Source organism: Halorubrum kocurii JCM 14978, from assembly GCF_000337355.1.
Classification (GTDB): domain Archaea; phylum Halobacteriota; class Halobacteria; order Halobacteriales; family Haloferacaceae; genus Halorubrum; species Halorubrum kocurii.
Genome location: NZ_AOJH01000048.1, coordinates 11,374 through 31,759, shown reverse-complemented (window position 1 = coordinate 31,759; position 20,386 = coordinate 11,374). Strand labels below are relative to the sequence as shown.

Annotated in this window: 20 protein-coding genes; 13 read left to right on the top strand and 7 right to left on the bottom strand. The window is 71.6% G+C overall.

The window, feature by feature from the left end; genetic code table 11:
• Positions 1-10 precede the first annotated feature (10 nt).
• On the top strand, positions 11-577 hold the full coding sequence (locus tag C468_RS07195) for a YfcE family phosphodiesterase (protein WP_008848228.1): 567 nt from the start codon (positions 11-13) through the stop codon (positions 575-577).
• 71 nt (positions 578-648) lie between these two features.
• Positions 649-1,461: a hypothetical protein gene (locus C468_RS07190; RefSeq protein ID WP_008848227.1), complete on the top strand. Its 813-nt coding sequence runs from the start codon at positions 649-651 to the stop codon at positions 1,459-1,461.
• A 24-nt stretch (positions 1,462-1,485) separates the two neighbouring features.
• On the opposite strand, the gene C468_RS07185 is transcribed toward C468_RS07190, so the two are convergent.
• Together C468_RS07185 and C468_RS07180 are read right to left on the bottom strand one after the other, a co-directional pair.
• Positions 1,486-3,027, bottom strand: coding sequence for a sensor histidine kinase (locus C468_RS07185; protein WP_008848226.1), 1,542 nt, complete (start codon positions 3,025-3,027; stop codon positions 1,486-1,488).
• A gap of 2 nt (positions 3,028-3,029) precedes the next feature.
• Positions 3,030-3,824 (bottom strand): DUF5806 family protein, encoded by a 795-nt coding sequence (locus C468_RS07180; protein ID WP_008848225.1) that lies wholly within the window; start codon positions 3,822-3,824, stop codon positions 3,030-3,032.
• A gap of 121 nt (positions 3,825-3,945) precedes the next feature.
• Between C468_RS07180 and C468_RS07175 the strand changes: the two genes are divergently transcribed.
• The 4 genes from C468_RS07175 to C468_RS07160 all read left to right on the top strand — a co-directional run bounded on the left by C468_RS07175 (position 3,946) and on the right by C468_RS07160 (position 6,611).
• Positions 3,946-4,314: a universal stress protein gene (locus tag C468_RS07175; RefSeq protein WP_008848224.1), complete on the top strand. Its 369-nt coding sequence runs from the start codon at positions 3,946-3,948 to the stop codon at positions 4,312-4,314.
• A complete protein-coding gene (locus C468_RS07170; protein WP_008848223.1) occupies positions 4,311-4,916 on the top strand; it encodes a GNAT family N-acetyltransferase in 606 nt (201 codons plus the stop codon). Before C468_RS07175 ends, C468_RS07170 begins: the two co-directional genes overlap by 4 nt.
• Positions 4,917-4,966: 50 nt before the next feature.
• Entirely contained in the window at positions 4,967-5,590 is a 624-nt protein-coding gene (locus C468_RS07165; RefSeq protein WP_008848222.1) for an adenylate kinase, read from the top strand.
• 106 nt (positions 5,591-5,696) lie between these two features.
• Positions 5,697-6,611, top strand: coding sequence for a DUF106 domain-containing protein (locus C468_RS07160; protein WP_008848221.1), 915 nt, complete (start codon positions 5,697-5,699; stop codon positions 6,609-6,611).
• Between the two features lie 415 nt (positions 6,612-7,026).
• Here C468_RS07160 and C468_RS07155 read toward each other — a convergent pair whose 3' ends face one another.
• Positions 7,027-8,394 carry an MFS transporter gene (locus tag C468_RS07155; RefSeq protein WP_008848220.1) on the bottom strand — a complete coding sequence of 456 codons (1,368 nt, stop codon included), beginning with the start codon at positions 8,392-8,394 and terminating at the stop codon, positions 7,027-7,029.
• Positions 8,395-8,540: 146 nt separating this feature from the next.
• Here C468_RS07155 and C468_RS07150 point away from each other — a divergent pair, with 146 nt between their 5' ends.
• Positions 8,541-9,476 carry an alpha/beta hydrolase fold domain-containing protein gene (locus tag C468_RS07150; RefSeq protein ID WP_008848219.1) on the top strand — a complete coding sequence of 312 codons (936 nt, stop codon included), beginning with the start codon at positions 8,541-8,543 and terminating at the stop codon, positions 9,474-9,476.
• A 76-nt stretch (positions 9,477-9,552) separates the two neighbouring features.
• Here the strand turns inward: C468_RS07150 and C468_RS07145 are convergent, their stop codons facing one another.
• A complete protein-coding gene (locus tag C468_RS07145) occupies positions 9,553-10,206 on the bottom strand; it encodes a helix-turn-helix domain-containing protein (protein ID WP_049912121.1) in 654 nt (217 codons plus the stop codon).
• Positions 10,207-10,293: 87 nt separating this feature from the next.
• On the bottom strand, positions 10,294-11,196 hold the full coding sequence (locus C468_RS07140) for an alpha/beta fold hydrolase (protein ID WP_008848217.1): 903 nt from the start codon (positions 11,194-11,196) through the stop codon (positions 10,294-10,296).
• A 228-nt stretch (positions 11,197-11,424) separates the two neighbouring features.
• Between C468_RS07140 and C468_RS07135 the strand changes: the two genes are divergently transcribed.
• Positions 11,425-12,282, top strand: coding sequence for a hypothetical protein (locus C468_RS07135; protein ID WP_008848216.1), 858 nt, complete (start codon positions 11,425-11,427; stop codon positions 12,280-12,282).
• A gap of 62 nt (positions 12,283-12,344) precedes the next feature.
• Positions 12,345-13,589, top strand: coding sequence for an AGE family epimerase/isomerase (locus C468_RS07130; RefSeq protein WP_008848215.1), 1,245 nt, complete (start codon positions 12,345-12,347; stop codon positions 13,587-13,589).
• Positions 13,590-13,617: 28 nt separating this feature from the next.
• Here C468_RS07130 and C468_RS07125 read toward each other — a convergent pair whose 3' ends face one another.
• Complete coding sequence (locus C468_RS07125; protein WP_008848214.1) at positions 13,618-14,517, bottom strand: SDR family NAD(P)-dependent oxidoreductase; 900 nt, start codon at positions 14,515-14,517, stop codon at positions 13,618-13,620.
• Positions 14,518-14,686: 169 nt separating this feature from the next.
• On the opposite strand from C468_RS07125, the gene C468_RS07120 reads away from it, so the two are divergent.
• Together C468_RS07120 and C468_RS07115 are read left to right on the top strand one after the other, a co-directional pair.
• Positions 14,687-15,670, top strand: coding sequence for a S49 family peptidase (locus C468_RS07120; protein WP_008848213.1), 984 nt, complete (start codon positions 14,687-14,689; stop codon positions 15,668-15,670).
• A complete protein-coding gene (locus tag C468_RS07115; RefSeq protein WP_008848212.1) occupies positions 15,667-16,725 on the top strand; it encodes a DUF4350 domain-containing protein in 1,059 nt (352 codons plus the stop codon). The genes C468_RS07120 and C468_RS07115 overlap by 4 nt, the downstream gene beginning before the upstream one ends.
• 19 nt (positions 16,726-16,744) lie before the next feature.
• Here the strand turns inward: C468_RS07115 and C468_RS07110 are convergent, their stop codons facing one another.
• Complete coding sequence (locus C468_RS07110) at positions 16,745-17,488, bottom strand: competence/damage-inducible protein A (protein WP_008848211.1); 744 nt, start codon at positions 17,486-17,488, stop codon at positions 16,745-16,747.
• Between the two features lie 94 nt (positions 17,489-17,582).
• On the opposite strand from C468_RS07110, the gene C468_RS07105 reads away from it, so the two are divergent.
• Together C468_RS07105 and C468_RS07100 are read left to right on the top strand one after the other, a co-directional pair.
• Positions 17,583-20,027, top strand: coding sequence for a penicillin acylase family protein (locus C468_RS07105; RefSeq protein WP_008848210.1), 2,445 nt, complete (start codon positions 17,583-17,585; stop codon positions 20,025-20,027).
• Positions 20,024-20,359 (top strand): hypothetical protein, encoded by a 336-nt coding sequence (locus C468_RS07100; protein ID WP_008848209.1) that lies wholly within the window; start codon positions 20,024-20,026, stop codon positions 20,357-20,359. The genes C468_RS07105 and C468_RS07100 overlap by 4 nt, the downstream gene beginning before the upstream one ends.
• Positions 20,360-20,386: the final 27 nt, after the last annotated feature.

The following is a 20,386-nucleotide window of genomic DNA, read 5'->3' as shown; positions in this document are numbered from 1 at the left end:
GAAACGTACCATGCGGATCGGCATCGTCTCCGACACCCACGACGACCTCGCCGCCGTCGAGGCGGCCGTAGCGCTGTTCGAACGCGAGGGCGTCGACGCCGTCGTCCACTGCGGCGACTTCGTCGCGCCCTTCTCGGTGACCCCGTTCGACGTCGGCGACGACTCCGACGACGGCTTCGACTTCTACGCTGTCCGCGGCAACAACGACGGCGAGTGGGCGGTCCAGTCGACCGTCGAGTCGTTCGGCACCTACCTCGGCGAGGCCGGGACGCTCTCGTTCGGGGATTCCGATTCGGGCGGAGACGCCGGGGACGCCGTCGACGTCGCGGTCACCCACGGCACGAGCGGGATCGTCGTCGACGCCCTCGTCGACTGCGGCGACTACGACTACGTGCTCCACGGCCACACACACGCGCACGGCGTCGAGGAGCGCGGCGGCGCGGTGCGGGTGAATCCGGGCGGACTCCCAATCCCCGTCGCGGGCGCGGACGACGCCTTCCGGGTCGCGGTCCTCGACGCCGACGCCGACGGCGCGACCGGCGCCGACGCGGTGACGCACCACGCCCTCGATTTATAAGCGGAACGCGATACACAAACGCGCGTTTGTTCTTTCGTTGACCTTTTGACCGGGCCGCGAGGACACCCCGTATGGACAGACGCGCGTTCCTCCTCAGAGGCGCCGGCGCCGCGGTCTGCGGCGGGGTCGCCGGCTGCGCCGACCTCGCCGGAAGCGGGGGCACGGAGGGAGTCGCAGAGCGCGATCCGCCGGAGCGCCCCGACGAGCTCGAGTCGGAGGCCGTCGCGGCGTACGTCGCCGCGTACGAGGAGGTGTACGCGCACAACCACCACGCGGCGGCCGGGGCGGTGGAGGTGACCGTCGACGCCGCCGCGACGGTCGACCACGTCTCCGGCGACGACCACTACGCGACCGCACAGCACGCGGGATCGGTGTACTACGAGGACGACGGCGACCGCTCCGTGGGCGAGCTGTACGCCGATCCGGTTCCCTACCTGGTGACGCCGGACCGGACCCTCCGGCTGGACGTGCGGCGAAGAACTGCGGGGACCGACGGCTCGAGCGACGGCACCGACGGTGACTCCGCCCCCGGGGAGGACCGGTCCTCGCCCCCGCTCGGCGTCCGCCTCCTCAACGTCACCGAGGAGGCGCGCGAACTCGCGCTGACCGTGACGCGCCGGTCGTCCGGCGACGACGCGGAACCCGGCGAGACGGTCGCCGACCTCGACGTCGCGGTCGACCCGGAGACCGCCGTCGAGGTGCGGTCGATCACGGACCTGCGGGGCGGCTACCGCGTCACCGCTCGCATGGAGGAGGACGGCGTGACCGGCGAGGGGCGGATCAACGTCGGGCTCCCGAGCGCGGACCGGGGCCCGAACGTCGACGTCGCGCTCGACGGAGCGGGCGTCTCGACGCGGCACCTCCCTTCATTCGAGGGCGTCTGAGTCGGTACCGCACAGGGTCCCGTTTCAGGCGTCGGCGTCGACCGTTTCGACGCCGCGTAACTCGAACCGGGCGCCGGGGTCGCCCGTGTCGTCGTCGGCGATCTCGACGGTCCACCCGTGCGCGTCGGCGACCTCGGCGACGATCTTGAGGCCGAAGCCGGTCCCCTCCGGGTCGGTCGAGACGCCGGCGTCGAACACTTCGTCGCGGCGGTCCGCGGGGATTCCGGGACCGTCGTCCGCGACGTAAAAGCCGTCGCCGTCGGGGAGGGCCCCGACCTCGACGCGGACCGACTCGCCGGCGTGGGTGACCGCGTTGGTAAACAGGTTCTCCAGGGCCTGCCGCAACCGGCTCCGGTCGGCGCGGACCCGGAGGTCGTCGACGACGACGAGGTCGGCGAACGCGGTGTCGACGCCGGTCCAGCACTCCTCGGCCAGCGCGGCGAGCGACACCGTCTCGGTCTCGTCGATGGCGGAGCCCTGTCTCGCGAGCGTCAGCATGTCCTCCACGAGCGACTCCATCCGGTCGAGCGAGCGGGCGACGGTGTCGATCTCGGTCAGGTCCTCGTGGTCCTCCCGGAGCCGCTCGCGGACCATGTCGAGGTTCCCCGTGGCGACGTTGAGCGGACTCCGCAGGTCGTGGGAGACGAGGCTGGCGAACTCCTCCAGCCGGTCCCGCTCGCGGGCGATCTCCCGTTCGCGGACCCGCAGCTGGCGCTCGCGTTCGATCCTGACGAACACCATCGTGACGGTGGCGGCCCAGAGGCGCGCGACGGCGAGGTCCGACTCGTCGAACGCGTCCCGCTCCGTGCCCCCGATGTTGATGAGGCCGTACCGGCCGAGCGGGAGTATCAGCTCGCTGCGGATCGGCGAGTTCCGGTTGTACCGGTCCGGATCGGCGTGCGTGTCGGCCACGTACACCGGGTCGCCGGACTCGAACGCCTCCCACGAGATGCTCGCCTCGTCGGGGCCGAACGTCGGGTGGTCGCCGACGAGCTCGTCGGCCTTGTCGGTCCAGACGACCGGACCGAGGACGTCGCGGTCCTCGTCGTACAGCCAGATCCCCGCTATCGGGTGTCCGAGCACCTCCTCGACGTACTCGACCGCCGCCTCCGCGGCGAACTCCCGATCGGTCGTCTTCAGCAGGTCCTGGGTCGCCTCGTGGAGCGCTTCCAGCGTCCGCGTTCGGCGGTGGAGCTCGGCCTGCTCCGCGCGCTCTTCCCTGACGTCGACGATCGTCGCGACGAGGAACGTTTCGCCGTCCTGTTCGAACGGGCCGAGGCTGAGGGTCACCGGCACCTCGCTCCCGTCCGCGCGCCGCGCGCACAGGTCCAGGCTCGCCGCCATCGAGCGCGGCTCGGGGTCGACGACGTAGCGGTGGAGCTCCTCGCCGGCCGAGCCTTCGCGGGGGTCGTACAGCAGCGTCTCGAAGCTCCTGCCCTCCACCTCCGTCGGCGTGTACCCGAGGACCCGCTCCACGCGTCTGTTACCGGCCTGGACGATCCCGTCGCTGTCGACGATCACGACCGCGTCCGGGACGCCGTCGAGGGCCTCCGGAAATCGCTCCATCGCTACTCCTCGGTCGGCTCGTGGACGTGTCCGCACTCGGGACACCGGACCTCTTCACCCCGGAGATCCGCGGAGGAGGCGCGCACCTCCCGCATCACCTCGCTGATCCGGTCCTCCGCTTCGAGCTCGTCCGCGACGGCGAGGTCGACCCCCTCGACTTCGAGGAGGAACTTCGCTACCTCCGTCACCTCGTACATCATCTCGTCTAAGTCCTCCGCCGTGAAGAAGCCGGACATCGCGCCGTAGAGGAACGTCGCGCCCGCCTTCGTCACCTTCTCCTCGAAAGAGTAGCGCGCCTGGTTGACCGCCTGCGGCGTGTACGTGTCGGTCATGAAGGGGACCAGCTCGGGGAGGTTCTCGCCGATCTTCGTCATCTCGACGCCCGTCTCGGTCCGGAAGTCGGCGCAGAGCCGCGCGATCGCCCACTCGCGGGCCGTGATGTACGTCCGGTCGCGGAGGAACTCGTTGACGCGCTCGTAGCGCGCCCCGTCCATCTTCTTGAACCGCTCGTACTTGCGGACCTCCGGCGGGAGCTGCTCTCGGGCCTGGTCACCCGCCTCGTCGTCGGATCCGTCGCGGTCCGTCGCGTCGTCGGATCCGTCGCGGTCCGTCGCGTCGTCGGATCCGTCGCGGTCCGTCGCGTCGATAGCCGACCGGGACCCGTCGCCCGGTTCCGACGACTCTCTCGCGGCGTCGTCGGCCCCCTCGCCGGCGTTCGCGGCTCCGTCGCCGGCGTCGGCGGTCCCGTCGGCGGCGTCCGATCCCTCGTCCGACGCGGGATCGGTTGGTTCGTTCATGTCGTTAGTAACCTGACCGCCGAACAAAAGGGTTGTCGGTGGCCATCGCGGCGGCGGGATCCGGCCGAAACGGACCGTAATCAGAGATCCATTTTTGTACCGGCGTGCGGACGGGGGACGTATGAAGGTGCTCTGCGGGATCGGCGGCAGCGACGACTCGTTCCGCGCGCTCGACCGGACCGTCGAGCGCGCGGCGGTCGCGAACGACGACCTCACGGTCGCGGTGGTCGAGAACCCGGACTCGTCGGTCGATCCGGACGAGATCGCCCGAAAGGCCGAGTCGGCGGTCGAGGAGGCGGGGATCGACGCCGAGGTCCGGCAGGTCGAGGGCGACCCGGGGAGCCGGCTGGTGGAGATCGCGGAGACGGAGGGGTTCGAGGAGATCGTCCTCGGCGGGGGCCACACGAGCCCGATGGGGAAGATCACGATCGGGTCGATCGCGGAATTCGTCCTGTTGAACGCCAAGACATCCGTAACGCTGGTCAGATGAGCGACCGACGATACCCCGACGCGGTGGCCGACGAGTTCCCTGTTCCGCCCACGGAGTTCACCGACCGGGAGGAGCGTACCGTCGAGATCCGCCCCTACGAGGGTACCGACGAGGAGTACGAGTCGCTCGTGGAGATGTACGACGCCTTCGACCCGGCCGACCGCGCGCAGGGGATCCCCCCGGGCGGGGAGAAGCGGATCCGCGAGTGGCTGGACGCGATCCTCGCCGACGACTGTCTCAACGTGATCGCGTGGTGCGGCGACGACGTGGCCGGGCACGCGACGCTGGTGCCCGACGGCGACGCCTACGAGCTGGCGATCTTCGTCCACCAGGAGTACCAGCGGGCCGGTATCGGCACCCACCTGATCCGCGGGCTGCTCGGCCACGGCCAGTCCGAGAGCATCCGGAAGGTGTGGCTCACGGTGGAGCGCTGGAACCGCGCGGCCGTCTCGCTGTACAAGAAGATCGGGTTCGAGACCTCCGACGCCGAGAGCTTCGAGCTGGAGATGGGGCTCCGACTGAACCCCGACGCGGACGAGGAGGGCGACGCGGACGAGGAGGGCGACGCGGACGAGAGCGAGGGCGACGGCGGAACGGCGTAGCGTTGGCCGGGATCTTCAAGCCTTTACGTGCGGCGGGCGAGCGCTCCGGTATGAGTCATCGGATCCTTCTGTTGGGGGCGCCGGGCGCCGGAAAAGGGACGCAGAGCGCGAAGCTCGCCGACGAGTACGGCGTCGAGCACGTCACGACCGGCGACGCGCTCCGCGCGAACAAGGACATGGAGACCGAGTACGGCACGCCCCGCTCGTTCATGGAGGCCGGGGAGCTGGTCCCGGACCCGGTCGTCAACGAGATCGTCCAGGCCGCGCTGGCGGACGCCGAGGGGTTCGTGCTCGACGGCTACCCGCGCAACCTCGACCAGGCGGAGTACCTCTCGGAGATCACGGACCTGGACGCCGTGATCTACCTCGCCGTCGACGAGGAGGTGCTCGTCGACCGTCTCACCGGCCGGCGGGTGTGCGACGACTGCGGCGCGAACTACCACGTCGACTTCCAGCCGCCCGAGGAGACGGGCGTCTGCGACGAGTGCGGCGGCGAGCTGATCCAGCGCGACGACGACACCGAGGAGACCGCCCGCGAGCGCCTCGAGGTGTTCTACGAGAACACCGAGCCCGTTATCGACCACTTCCGCGACGAGGGCAACCTCGTCGAGGTCGACGGTGAGGCGACGCCGGACGAGGTCTTCGAGCGCATCCGCGACGTTCTCGACGAGTAGGGGGGCGACGAACGGCGACCGGGGCGCCGTGACCGGTCTCGCGGCGACGGACCGGTCGCCGGCGATCCTGCAAGGTTCTTAACTGTCGGCCGACAACCGAACGGTAATGAGCAAGGTGGAACGGAGAGTCCGCTCGCTGGTCAGCGAAGACAGCGAGATGCGAGACGCCGTCGAGGTCATCCTCGATAGCGCCACGGACGGGGAGGTCCAGTGGGTCGACGTCCGCGACGAGATCACGAGCGGCCAGTGGGGCCGGCTCATCGAGAAGGAGGTTCTCACCGACGGGGACACCGGTTTCGCGCTGGCGGACCGCGACGCCATCGAGGCCGGGCTGGAGGACGACGACGACGACGGGATCACCAGCAGCGACGTCGACACTCCGGAGACGACCACGTGGACAAAGTGGGACAAGATCGCCGGGGTCGCGACGCTTGGCGCGTTCGTCGGCTACGCCGTCAACCCGGTTCGCAACGCGATCGCCGGCGCCTTCGACCTCGTGTTGGGGCCGCTCCTCAACTTGGTCCCCTTCTACGTCGTGGTCATGGTGATCGCGCTCGCGACGGGGCTGTACTCCACCCTGTTGCGCGCGGGACTCATGGACATGGACAAGATGAGCGCGTACCAGGACCGGATGAAGGACATCCAGGAACGTCGCAAAGACGCAAAGGAGCGCGACGACCAGGAGGCGCTCGACGCCATCCAGGAGGAGCAGATGGACGCGATGGGCGACCAGCTCGGGATGTTCAAAGAGCAGTTCCGCCCGATGGTGTGGATCATGTTCCTCACGATCCCGGCGTTCCTGTGGATGTTCTGGGTGATCGGCTACCGCGGCTCCTCCGCCGCGTACCCCGACGTCGCCACGCAGGAGCTGATAGTCCCGCTCGCGGGCACCGTCACGTGGGACACGGGCATCGTCGGCCCGATCCAGATGTGGATCGTCTGGTACTTCCTGTGTTCGATGGCGTTCACCCAGCTCGTCCAGAAGAGCCTCAACATCGAGATGTCGCCGTCGTCGTCGTAAGGCGCTCTTCCTCGGTCGGCCGTTTTTTCGCAGTCCGATGCGTCGGTACAGTGCAAACTGGTTGATGCCGGGAGTGGGTGGTGCAGATCGGTGGCGCCGTGCGAGTATTTAAACGACCGTGAGCGGCGGCGACCATCATTTATAAACGACTGGTGCGGTGGCGCGTGCCGCCGAGCGCCCGAAGGGCGCGAGGTGCACGCGCGAGGGAGTCGGTCACCCGGAGCAACGCGGAGGGTGACCGACGAGGCTGGGGAGGCGTGAGGCTGTGCGGTGCGGCTTGGGTTTTGGAGGTCGTCACCGCAGCGGTGCCAACCACTCATAAACGGCCGACAGCAACGCCACTCGATCGCTTATAAATACCCGATCGACCGAACTGAGACACGTACTCCCGCCGTCGCTCGGGACGCCAACAATATCACGCGTACGCCTCGAACTCCTCGCCGAAGACGAGGAAGTAGCCGGTCCCCGCGATCCCGATCACGGCGGCGACGGTGAAGGCGAGCTCCGGGCTGACGAAGTCCCACAGGTAGCCGCCGATCGCGGCGCTCGGGATGACGATCGTGTTCCGGAGCAGGTAGTAGGTCCCCGTGACCCGACCGCCGGCGCCCTGCTCGGCGGGGCCGACGATGAGCGCCTTGTGCGCGGGGAGCCCGGCGAACCGGAGCCCGGAGAACGCGAAGACGACGACCAGCGCCCACTGGACCGAGACGACCGGCGAGAGGAGTTCGGGGCCGAACACGAGGACGACGGGGAACGCGCCGTACACGAAGAATCCGAGCGCGACGACCGGCTTGAGGCCGACCCGCTCGGCCAGCTTCGCCGCGGGGACCATCGTGACCAGCGCGATCACCATCTCGACGCCGAGCAAGTACCCGAAGAAGGCCTGCGGCGAGAGGTCCACGGCGTACGCGAAGCCGCCGACGCCGACCGTCGTCTCCAGCCCGACCGAGAAGATCCGCGTGACGACGAGCACGAAGAAGACGTACACCATCCCGTTCGCGAACCGGACGAGGGTGTCGCCGATCAGAAGCGGTCGGAGCGGGTCGGGCATCTCGCGGAGGTCCCGCCGGATCCGCGCGAGTCCCTCGAACCGCCCGCCGCCGACGCTGTCCCCGCTCGCGTCGTACAGGACGTGTTGCGCGAGCGTCCCGAGGACGCCGAAGGCGACCGCCACCGCGAGCACGTACCGGAAGCTCACGGTGAACGCCGGGTGAAGGCCGATGAGGACCGCCGCGAGGACGGGGCCGATCAGGAACGCGGTGCGCCGGAACGTCTCCGTGCTCGCGAACCCGGCCGCCAGTCGGGACGGGGCCGTCGCCTGCTTGACCACGGCGAACGTCGCGCCGAGCCCGAACGACTTCCACGCCTGCGCGAGGGCTAGCCCGACGAAGATCCAGATCCACGGCTCGATCGTCACGCCCGCGACGGCGACCGCCCCCGCGTTCGGGGCGACCAGCCAGACGGCGAAGCCGACGGTCGAGACCAGCCCGAAGAGCGTCAGCGCGTACCGCGAGCCGACCCGGTCGGAGATCGCGCCGCCCGGGTACGGGTACAGCGCGGAGATGACGTTGCCGAAGGTGCCGAACAGCCCGACGACGAACCCCGACGCCCCGAGCGCCACCATGTACTCCGGGAGGAACCGGCTCGTCATCTGAAAGCCGAGGCTGAACGCGAACATCGCCAGCGAGACCACCAGCACGTCCCGCTCCAGCGCGAAGAACTGACGGAACGTCGCTAACGCGCCCGTCTCCTCCGGGTCGGCATCCGCCCGGTCCGCGCTCATCGCAGGAGTGATGGCGAGGCGGCGAGCGAGGTGTCAGCGGCGGTCGACGCCACGGCGCTCATGGTCGGGTGTTCGCTCACGGCGACAAATAGGTTCTCACCCGCGCCGTCCCCAAGGTTTACTCCCGACTCGCCACAGGGTCGACCATGCACGCCGACGAGATCGATCCGCAGGCGAAGGAGGCGGTCGAGCGCCAAGACCGGTTCCCGCTGCCGCACAGCAGGTGGGGAGTGAAGCTCGCGCGGCTGCTCACGCGGCCGATGACGTGGGTTCAAAACCGGAATCCGCCGGCGGTCGGTCGGACCGTGGACGGGACGGTCCCCGGGCCGGCGGGCGACCTCGATGTCAGGCTCTACCTCCCCGACGGGGAGGGTCCGTTCCCCACGGTCGTGTTCTTCCACGGCGGCGGGTTCGTGTTCGGGAGCATCGGCACCCACGATTGGCTCTGTCGCCACCTCACGCGAGAGAGCGGCTGCGCGGTTCTCTCGGTCGACTACCGGCTGGCGCCGGAACACCCCTTCCCCGCGGCGGTCGCGGACGCGTACGCGGCGGTCGAGTGGGCGGCGGCCAACCCGGACGCGATCGACGGAACCGGCGAGGTCGCGGTCGCGGGCGACTCGGCCGGCGGCGCGCTCGCCGCCGTCGCCGCGCTCATGGCCGTCGAGCGCGACGGTCCCGAGATCGCGTATCAGGCGCTGCTGTACCCCGGCGTCGGCGTCGAGCCCGACCAGCCGTCGGTCGAGGAACACGCGGGGACCGTCCTCAGCGAGTCGGACCTGGAGTGGTTCACGGAGTGCTACTACGACCACGAGCTCCACGCGCGCAACCCGTACGCCGACCCGACGAACGCCGGCGACGTGTCGGGCGTCGCTCCCGCCACCGTCGTCACCGCGGGGTTCGACCCCCTGCGCGACGGCGGGAAGGCGTACGCCGAACAGCTGGTCCGGGACGGGGTGCCGACGCGCTACGAGAACTACGCGGACCAGGTGCACGGGTTCATGACGCTCCGCGAGGTGGACCGGGCGACCGAGGCCATCGCGGACGTGGCCGACGACCTCGCCGTGGCGTTCCGAGCGGACTAGTCGGCGAGGGAACGGGCGGTCGCAGAGGTGGCGGCGTCGGCAGCGGCGTCGCGGTCGCCGCGCTCGCCGTCTCCCGTTAGTCCCCGCTGCCGGCCGCGACGAACTCTTGGATCACCGCGGCCTCGGCCTTCCGAACAAGCTCGCCGGCCGTGCTCGTCGAGCAGTCGAGAGCGGCCGCGACGTCCGCAGTCGTCCCGTCGCGGGGCACCTCGTAGTACCCCGCCTCGACCGCAGCCTCCAACGCGGCCCGCTGTCTGTCGGTGAGCCGCGAGGGCGACGCCGTCCGCTCGAACTCCTGAGCCCGCTCTATCGTCACGTCAGCGAGGTCGCCGAGCGCCTCGTGGAAGGCGCCGAGGGCCGCCGCTTCCCCGACCGCCTCGAACCGCACGTCGCCGCTCGCCGAGAAGACGACCGGCGGGAGGAAGACCACGCCTGCGGCCGCGATGGCGTCGAGCACCGCCGGCGCGAACTCGTAGCCGTCCTGTCGGAGGAACGCGTACGTCCCGGCACCGTCCTCGACGAGTTCGCTGTCGACGAGCGAGTCGACGGCGCGAACGACCGACCGTGTCGCGGCCGGGTCGGCGTCACACCAGAGCAGCGTCGTCGCGTCCGCGGTAGGGCTCCACGTCAGCAGCTCGGCGCGGGCGACCGGGCCGGGCTCGATGACCCGCCGGTGAAGCGGGTGGACGAGCCGCTCCGGGTACGCCGCCGAAAACTGGACGCGTTTCATCCCCTCGACGGGCGGGTTCGCGGCGTCCGTTTGTAAATCCGCGTTTCGATCGCCGGCTCCCGTCACGCGGGCGGCACGCGGCTCCCGTCACGCGGGCGGCTCGGCGTCGTTCAGGGCCGCGGGAACTGAGCGAAGGAGGGTCTGGAGGTGGTCCGCGTCGTCGAGCGCCGTCAGTCGGGCGGCCGGGAGCGCCGCCTCGAAGCGCCGAACGTCGGCGATCGGGACGTTCGTGTCGTCCTCGCCGTGCCAGAACCGCACCGGCGCGTCGATCGCCCCGAACGCCACGTCCCAGTCGGCCGCAGTCCGTCGGAACTCCGTCACAGCGCCGCTGCGGTGGCGGGAGAGCGCCTCGAGGAAGTCCGCGCGCACGACCTCCGCCGCGCGGTCGGACACCGCGGCGGTCGGATCCCCGTTGGTGTACTGGGCGACGACGAACGACGGGTCGCGGCGCCCCGCGAGCCACCGCTGGGCGCGCAACAGCCCGGCCAGCACCGAGGGCGCCGTCGACCCGATCCGGGTCAACAGCCGCTGTACCCCCGGCCGCTCGCGCGTGTGCTCGGGCGGAGTCGCGCCGGCGACCGCGTCCACCCGCTCTATCCGATCCGGCAGCGCCGCCGCGGCCGCGAACGCGTCGGGGGCGCCCCCGGAGAACGCGATGAGACGGGCGGATTCGACTCCGGCGTGGTCGAGCACGGCGCGGACGACCCGCGCGCCGTCCGCTCTCGACCGGTCGGGCCACGGGTCGGACAGGCCGTAGCCGGGGCGATCGGGCGCGAGGATCCGGTGATCGCTCTCCTTGGCGGGCGCGTCGAACAGTTCCGCGAGGCGCCGCGACCCCGGCGTCCCGTGTAGGAACACGACCGGAGAACCGGCCTCTGACCCGTACTCCGCGTACGCGAGTCGGCGACCACCGTTCACCGCGGTCGTTTCGGTCCGCGAGTCGGCCCGCGTCGACGACCGGTCCGCCGCGGGAGTCGTCTGTTCGGTCATCGGGTTACAGAACGAGACCGACCGGGGTGGAACTGGTGCCGGACTCGTCCGGCGGTTTATAAGCAACAGCCGGCGGCCGGTCCGACCGACGGTCCGGCGGCTCGCCCCTGACGCCGGGACCGCGGTGACCGATCCGGGGACGAAGACGCGCGCTCCGCCGGCGCAGCGGGCGCCGCGACCACCCGCGGAACCGCAACGCTTTCGTTCCGGTTCCCTGTCATGTGAACCATGCGACGCCGCCGATTCCTCGCGAGCGGGACGGCCCTCCTCTCCGTCCCCCTCGCCGGCTGCGGCCACCCCGCAGTCGTCCTCGACCTGACCGAGGCGACCGCCGCCGACATCGCCGACGAGGTGTCGGTGACCGCCGAGCCGGGCTCGGCGGAGTACGACGTCGTCTCGTCGGCGATCGAAAACGGGTCGGCCATGCGCAGCGGCCGGTCTCGGCTGTTCGATCGCACCGAGGCCGTCCGAGTCGACGGGGCCTTTTATGAGGTCTCCGAGACGCGGATCGCGAGCAGCGAGGTGACGGTGTACGAGGTGCTCGTCGACTTCGACCCGGAAGACGGGACCCCCGAACTGGGCGAGATCGCGTTCGACGAGCTCCCGGAGACGGATCGGGAGCGCCTCGAACCGATCCTCTCCGAGGCGGACCGGCCGGGACAGGACGGCTACGACGTCGGCGTCGGCTACGGGAGCGCCGCGGAGGTCGGGGACGACTCGGTGTTCGTGCCGGACCAGCGGTACGACGTGCTCGTCCGCGAGGGGGAGCGGTACCGGATCGGGGTCGAGTCGCGAACCGCCGAAGAGGTCGAGTACCGCTACGAGGCGACCGAGGCCGCGCCCGACGTGGACGCGTTCGCCGACCGGGTCCGAGACCGGTACCTGTTCGTGCTCGCGGGGCTCTCGACGGCCGAGCGCGAGGTCGTCGAGGAGGCGATCGACGACGGGTACTTCGAGGACGACGACGCCTTCCGGTCGGTGGTCGACCGGATCCGAGACCATGAGGGGGTCCGAGAGGACGACTCCTACGGGACGTGGCTGCTGGAGTACGAGGGCGCGACGTACCTCGCCTACGTCGAGTGGTAGCCGGTCGCCCGCAGCGCGCGGGACGCGTCGGCTTTACCCGAGCGCGGCCCGAGCGAACCCCCATGAACGAGACGACACGCGAGGCTGACGAGCGGCGAGCGCGATCGCACCGGGCGCGGCTGCTCTCGGTCCTGCGCGTGCAGTACCCCGACGCGCTCGCCGACCGCGGCTACCGCCTCCTTCACCCGACGACCGGAGACCCGTACACCGGCGACCGGCGGCACCTCGTCGCGACCTGCCGAGGGGTCGCCAACTTCGCCGTCGGCGCGCTCGCCGACGGCCCCGACTGGTGTCTCGACGCCGCCGAACACGGCCTGCGGTTCCTTCGAGAGGCGCACCGCGCCGACGACGGGGGGTACCGGCTCGTCGTCGACGCGGACGGCGACCCGGTCGACCGCACGCGGTCGGCGTACGGCCACGCGTTCGTCCTGCTGGCGTACGCCCGCGCGGTCGACGCCGGGATCGAGGGCGCCGCGGCCGACCTCGAGGCGACCCGGGCGCTGATCGACGAGCGCTTCCGCGACGACCGCGGGCTCCTCCGGAGCGACTGCGACGCCGACTGGACCGAGCGGGAGCCGTACCGCGGCCAGAACGCGAACATGCACGCCTGCGAGGCGTTCCTCGCCGCCCACGAGGCGACGGGCGAGGAGCGCGACCTCGAGCGCGCGCGGCGCGTCGCCGAGGCCATCGCGGTCGACCTCGCCGCCGAGACCGACGGGCTGCTGTGGGAGCATTACACCGCCGACTGGGAACACGACTTCGCGTACAACGCAGACGAGCCGCGCCACCAGTTCCGGCCGCCGGGGTACCAGCCGGGCCACCACGCCGAGTGGGCCAAGCTGCTCGCGCTGATCGACCGGTACGAGGGCGGCGAGGCGGCGAGCGGCGGCTCGACCCCCGAGTGGTACCGCCGCGCCCGCGAGCTGTTCGACGCCGCCGTCGACCGCGGCTGGGCGGAGAACGGGTTCGTGTACACCCACGCGGCCGACGGGTCGCCGATCGTCGCCGACCGGTACGGCTGGGCGCTCGCGGAGGCGATCGGCGCGTCCGCGGCGCTCGCCGAGCGCGCGGCGGCTCGCGGCGACGCCGACGAGGCCGACCGGTTCCGGGAGTGGCACCGGCGGTTCCTCGTCCGGACCGACCTGTTCCGCGGCCCGGCGGGCGTCTGGTACGAGAAGCGGCTGCCCGCGGCCGCCGACGGCGACCTCGTCGCGCAGGACCCGCCCGGCGTCGAGCCCGACTACCACCCGGCGGGCGCATTCTTCGAGGGGTGGCGCTCCGCGCGCGGAGCGCTCCCGGAGCCGTGAGACGGCTCCGGAATCGGGATATCGTGCCCTACGGCCAGTCGGGGTCGACGCCGACGAGGTCGGCGCTGACGGTCCAGAGCCGCTCGCGCGTCTCGGGGTTGGTCGCCGCGTCCGCTGGCGTCAGTTCCTCCTCGCCGACGTAGCGCCCGGTCCGGTCGGCGTATCCCGGTGCCGCGATCAGCCGCAGGAGGCGGTCCGCGGCCGCCCGGCGCGTCGTTCCGACGCCGGGAACGAGCCCCGCGACGCGGACCGCGAGCCGGGTGCGGAGCGCGGCGTCGCGGAACAGGTTCGTCGAGGGCACGAAGCCGGGGTGGAGGCAGTTCGCCGTGATCCCCGCGTCGTCCGGGAGCCGGTCCGCGAGTTCGAGGATGAACGCGACGTTCGCGAGCTTCGACCGGGCGTACGCGTCGAGGGGGTCGTACTCGTCGGCGAACTGGAGGTCGCCGAAGTCGAGCGTCGCGCGCCGGTGGAGGTCGGAGGCGGTGACGACGACGCGGGCGGGCGCCGAGGCGGCGAGCCGGTCGAACAGCTCGCGGGTGAGGAGATACGGCGCGAGGTGGTTCACGGCGAGCGTGAGCTCGATCCCGTCCGCGGTCTCGGTCCGCGACCCCGCCGAGAGCCCGGCGTTGTGCGCGAGGACGTCGATCCGGTCGTACGACCCGCGGAGGTCCGCGGCGAGGTCGCGAACGGCCGCCCGGGTCGCCAGATCGGCGCGGTGAAACCGGACGTCGCCGTCGAGCGCGTCGGCCTCGGCCGCCGTCGCCTCCCCCCGTGAGCGGTCTCGCCCGACGATCGCGACGGTCGCTCCGCGGGCCGCCAGCTCCGTCGCCGCTGCGCGACCGATCCCGCTGGTTCCGCCGGTGAGTACCACGGTTTCGCCGCTCAGATCGCTGGGTGACACGGTACCCGACTCCTCGAACGCGAGCATGTTATCGGTGTCGGGGGCGACCGGGCGGACCGCGGCGGCGCCGGGAGGCGGGGACGACCGGGCGGACCGAGGCAGCGCCACGAGACGGAGACCGACCGGCTCGAGGGAGATTCGACCGAGGTAGTTTCCGAAATTTTTATTCTTCGATTGGCTCAGGCTTTACTCGGTTATGTCAACCAAACAGCCCTCCACGGCCCTCACGTCGCGGCAACAGCTCGCCGCCGTCGTGTTGGCCGCGGCGGTGGTCGGCGCCGTGCTCGCGCCCAGCGTGTACGCGGCGACCAACGACCCAGAGGACACCGTCGCCGTCGTCGAAATCGAAGGTCCCGTCAACGCGGCCCTCGCGGACGACGTCGAGAGCGAACTCGCGGACATCCGCGCCAACGACTCCGTCGGCGCGGTCGTCCTCAAACTCGACACGCCGGGCGGGGCGCCCGTCGCGTCCGAGCGGATGTACAAGGCGGTCCAACGCACGAGCGAACAGATGACCGTGATCGCGAGCGTGCAGTCGATCAGCGCCTCCGGCGGCTACTACGCCATGGCGCCCGCGGACGAGATCTACGTCCTCCCGACCTCGACGGTCGGCAGCATCGGCCTGAACGCGCCCGCCCCGCAGACCTCGTCACCGGTTCTGGGCCCGAGCGGCCCCGACAAGGCCGGCGGCAACGAGGTTCAGGGGTGGGCCGAACAGCAGACGCTCGCCGACACCTTCGTCGACGCGATGATGGCCGAGCGCGGCGATGAGTTCGAGATCCCGCGCGAGGAGGTCGCGAAGGCCGACGTGTACCTCGGCACCGAGGCCGTCGAGAACGGCTACGCGGACGAGATCGGGTCGCTCAACGAGGCGGTCCACGCCGCCGCCACGGAAGAGGGGCTCGGCGAGTACGAGGTCGACACCCGGGAGACCGGACCCGACACCGGCTTCCCGATCCTGCTCCGTACCGACACGCAGGTCGTCGCGGTCCACGCCAACGACCCCGGCTACGGCGAGGTCGAGCCGATGGGCCTCACGTACGTCCACTTGGAGGCCGTTCCGCACGTCGACACGGTCGAGCGGTTCTCCGAGAGCGACCTCGACGCCGATCGCGGCGGGTCGGGGACCGACGCGACGGGGAACGGAACCGCGCGGCTCGCCGGGGGTGTCGGCGCGTGAGCGACGTCCGCACCCTGGCGGTCGCCTTCGCGGTGACGCTCGCGACGATCCTCGGCGGCGCGGCGCTCACGGGGTACGTGACCGCCGACGGCGCCGCCCCCGCGCCCGAGATCCAGAACGAGCACTACGTCGACGGCGACGCGGTCGCGAACGACACGCCCGGCGAGGCGACCGTCGAGATGGCGGCCGCGACGCGGTCTCAGACCGTACTCGTCGACCCCGGCGTCGAGCCGCAGGGCGCGCTTCCGTCGAGCCCGCTCGCGCTGCTCGGCTTCGGCGGACCGGGCGTCGCCGACCGCGACGTGCGCCCGCTGGCGAACGCGCTCATCGAGAACGGCCACGACGTGGGCGTCTACGTGCCGGACCCGGAGCAGCAGCGCGCCGTGCCTCCGGGCGCGGAGCAGGGACCGACCCAGCTCGGCGAGCGGCTCGCCGAGGCCGACGCGTTCGTGACGTTCCGGACCGATTACGACGAGCGCGAGCTCGACGAGATCGAGTCGTTCGTCGAGTCGGGCGGCCACGTGATCGTGGCGACGGAGCCCGACGCGGCGTTCGACCAGCCCGGGGCGGCCGCGCTCGACGCGACGCTCGGCGTCACGACCGACCCCGGCTACGTGTACAACATGGCCGAGAACGACCTGAACTACCAGCGCGTGTACGCGGAGCCACCCGAGTCCGACGCCGCGCTGACCGAGGGCGTCGACCGCGTCGTGTTGCCGTCGGCGACGCCGGTCGGGACGACGGCCGCGGGCACCGACGTGCTCCGCCCGATCGCGGGAAGCGAGCTGTCGACGACCCGGGCGCCGACCGAGGCGCCGCTGCTCGTCAGGAACGACGAAGTGGTGATGGTGGGCGACAGCGACTTCCTCTCGCCCGAGAACGCCCAGCGCGCTGACAACGACGCGCTGATCGGAAACCTCGCTGACTTCCTCGTGACGAACGACCGGACGCCGCCGGGAGCGGGGAGCGGGCAGCCCCCGAGCGGTCCCACGGCGCCCGACGAGCCGTCGGAAGAGCCGCCCGAGGAGCCGCCCGAGAACCGCACTGCCGGCTGAGCCGCGTCCGTCCGCCTTTTTATTCCCAGTTCCGTCGCACCGGCGTCTCGCTCGCGTTCACGTTCGCCAGCAGCCACGCCGCGGCGTCGGCGAGCGCGTCGGCGTCGGTCGCGGTCACTTTTAAGCGGTTGTGCTCGGCCTCGCGGTCGGGGTAACAGCCGACGGCGACGTCGAACCGCTCGCCCGCCGCCTCCAGCGCGGGCACGATGTCCGACTCGGGCTCGACGGTGTAGAGGAACCGGGACCGCCGGTCGCCCGCGAACTCGTCGGCGACCGACGAGAACATCGCCTTCAGCTCCTCGGGGATGCCCGGCATGACGTAGACGCCCTCGACGACGCACCCCGGGGCGAGCCCGGGAGCATTTAAAAGTGGTCGGCTCCCGACCGGAATCGCGGCCTCCGCTTCGACGTCCACGTCGACGTCGCTGTCGGGGAGACGCTCGCGGATCTCGGCCAGGTGCCCCTCGACCGCTTCGCGCGTCAGGTCCGTCGGCGCCAGGTCGCGGTCGAACGCGTCCGCGACCGCCTCCATCGTCACGTCGTCCGGGGTGCCCCCGATCCCGCCGGTGACGATCACGGCGTCGAACGCGTCGGCGTACCCCCGGACGCGCTCCGCGATGACGGCGCGGTCGTCCGGCACCGAGAGGCTCCGTGTCACGGCGACGCCGCGGTCGCTCAGCTCCGCGGCGAGCCAGTTGGCGTTCGTGTTCACCGTGTCGCCCGCGAGCAGTTCGTCGCCGACCGTGATCAGTGCGACCTCCATCGATAGGCCGTACGGCGAGCGCACGGATGTGCGTTTCCCGTCGACGGCAGCTCTCACCGAAATAATAATTAGGAACCGACGGCTCGGTCACGGGGTGACGAACCGTACCACGCGCCGGGCCGTCCTCGCCGCCGCGCTGGCGGCCGGGACCGGCGGGATCGCGGCCTCCGCGGCCGGCGACCTGCTCGACTCGTTCGCGCCGCTCTCCGGCGGGGCATGGGACGCGGCCGACCGGTCGCTCCCGGAGACCGTCACGAGCCCGCACGGCGACGCGAGCGTCGTCGTCGACGGCGACGGCGTCCCGCACGTCAAGGCCGACGACGAGGCCGCGGCGTACTTCGCGGTCGGCTACCTGCAGGCGTTCGACCGGCTCTTCGCGATGGACCTCCAGCGGCGGGTGATGCGCGGGCGCCTCTCGGAGGCGGTCGGCGCCGCGACCGTCGAGAGCGACGAGTTCAACCTCGCGATGGGGTTCGCCGAGGCCGCCGAGGCCACGTGGGACCTCGTGCGCGAGACCCCCGCCGGGCCGCTGGTGGAGGCGTTCGCGGACGGCGTCAACGCGGCGATCGAGGCCGAGCAACTCCCGGTCGAGTTCGCGCTGGTCGGCCACGAGCCCCGGCCCTGGACGCCGGTCGACTCGATGCTGATGGAAAAGCAGATCTCGTGGACGCTCACCGGGGACTTCTCCGGCCTGCGCCGGGCGGTCGTCGCCGACCGACTCGGCGCGGACCGCGCCGACGAGCTGTTCCCCCGGCGACTCGACCACGACGCGCCGATCCTCGACGGCGACGAGACGCGGCTCGGGGACACGAGTGGGGAGAGAGTCGCCGACCGCGGCTGGCGGCAACCGGCCGTCTCAGACCCCCTCGACGCCGACCTCACGGCGTGGCTCTCCGGGTTCGAGTCCCCGACCGGCGTCGGCTCGAACAGCTGGGTCGTCTCGGGCGAGCACACCGCGAGCGGGACGCCGATCGTCGCGTACGACCCGCACCTGTCGCTGATGGCGCCGCCGCTGTGGTACGAACAGCGCGTCGAGACCCCGGAGCGGTCCGTCCGCGGGGCCACGTTCCCAGGCGTCCCCTTCGTCATCGCGGGCGCCAACGACCGCGGGACGTGGTCGTTCACTAACGTCGGCGCCGACGTGCTCGACTGCTACCGCTACGAGACCGACGAGGCGGGCGAGCGCTACCGCTACGAGGGCGAGTGGCGCGAGTTCGACACCGAGACGCACGCGATCCCCGTGTCGGGCGGCGAGGACCGCGAGATCGAAGTCAAGCGGACGGTTCACGGCCCCCTGATCGAGCGCGAGGGACGGCGGGTCGGCGTCGCGTGGACCGGCCACACCGCGACCCGGACCACGGTCGCGATCGACGAGCTCGGCCGCAGCGACGGGTTGGACGACGCGCTCGCGGCCGCGCGGAAGTTCGACCTCCCGACGCAGAACCTCGTGTACGCCGACGCGGACGGGCGGACGATGTACTACGCGACGGGACAGCTCCCGATCCGCGAGATCGACGGCGAGGCGGTCGCCGGCGACCGGATCTTCGACGGCTCCGCCGGCGAGGGGGAGTGGGCGGGGTTCGAGCCGTTCGGCCGGTCCTCGTGGGACGGGTTCGTCCCCTTCGAGGAGAAGCCCCACGCGATCGACCCGGACGTGCTCTCGACCGCGAACCAGCGCGTGATCGACGACCCGCGCCACTACGTCGGCGTCGCGTACGCGACCCCCTACCGCGGCATGCGGATCGCCGACCGGCTCGACGACGCGGTCGCGTCGGGCGAGCCGACCGACCCGGCCTTCCACCGCGCGCTCCAGCGGGACGTTCGCGACGGGCGCGCGGCCCAGCTGGTGCCCGATCTGGTCGCGGCGGTCGAGGCGGCGGGAGACGGCGAGGCGGGTCCGGGATCCGAGGCCGAGCCGTCGGACCGCGCGACGGCGGCGGCCGAGGCCCTCGACGACTGGGACTACCGCATGGAGTGGGACTCACGCGCTGCGCTCGTGTTCGCCCGATGGCTCGACCGGTACCGCGCGCTCGCCTTCGGACCGACGTTCGACGCGGTCGACCTCGGCGAGACGTACCGGCCGAGCGACTGGGTCCTCGCGACGCTGCCCGACGGGGACCAGATCTTCGCCGACCGCTCGCGCCCCGAGACCATGGTCGCGGCGCTCGAGGAGTCGCTCGCGGAGATCGAGGAGGCGGGCTGGGAGGCGTACGGCGACTGGAACTCGACGGCGGCGATGACACATCCCCTCGGCGGCGAGGCGCCCTTTTTAAATTACGACGAGCTCCCGGCCGACGGCTCCCGCGCCACCGTGATGAACTACCGGGTCGACGACGCGGTGGGGTCGAGCTGGCGGATGGTGGTTCGGCCCGGGACCGACGCCACGGCGGTGCTCCCCGGCGGCAACTCCGGGGACTACTTCTCCGAGCACTACGACGACCAGCTCCGCGCGTGGCTGGCGAACGACCAGAAGCCGATGTCGCCGGGAGAACCGCCCGACGCCGACGAGACGGTCGCGTTCCGAGGTGACTCGTCGTGACCGACCTCAACGCGCTCCTCGACCGGATCCGGACCGACTCCCGCCCGCACGCCGCCGCCCTCGGGGTCGCGCTGGCCGTCGGCGTCGCCCTCGCGTCGGTCCACTGGCTCGGGCTCGTCGCGGCCGGCGCGGCGGCCGCGCTCGTGGCCCCGTCTCCGCGTCGCGGCGTCGCGTACGCGCTCGTCGCCGGGGTCCTCGCGCTGGCCGTCTTCGCCGTCTCCCTCGGGCCCGCGGCCGCGCTCCTCCCCGAGATGCGCCCCGTCGTGTACGTCACCGTCGCCGGCGCCCTCGGGCTCCCGCTGCTCGGGTCGCTCGCGCGCGGCGTCGTCTAGCCGCGAGCGGCGACAGCGACGGGGTCT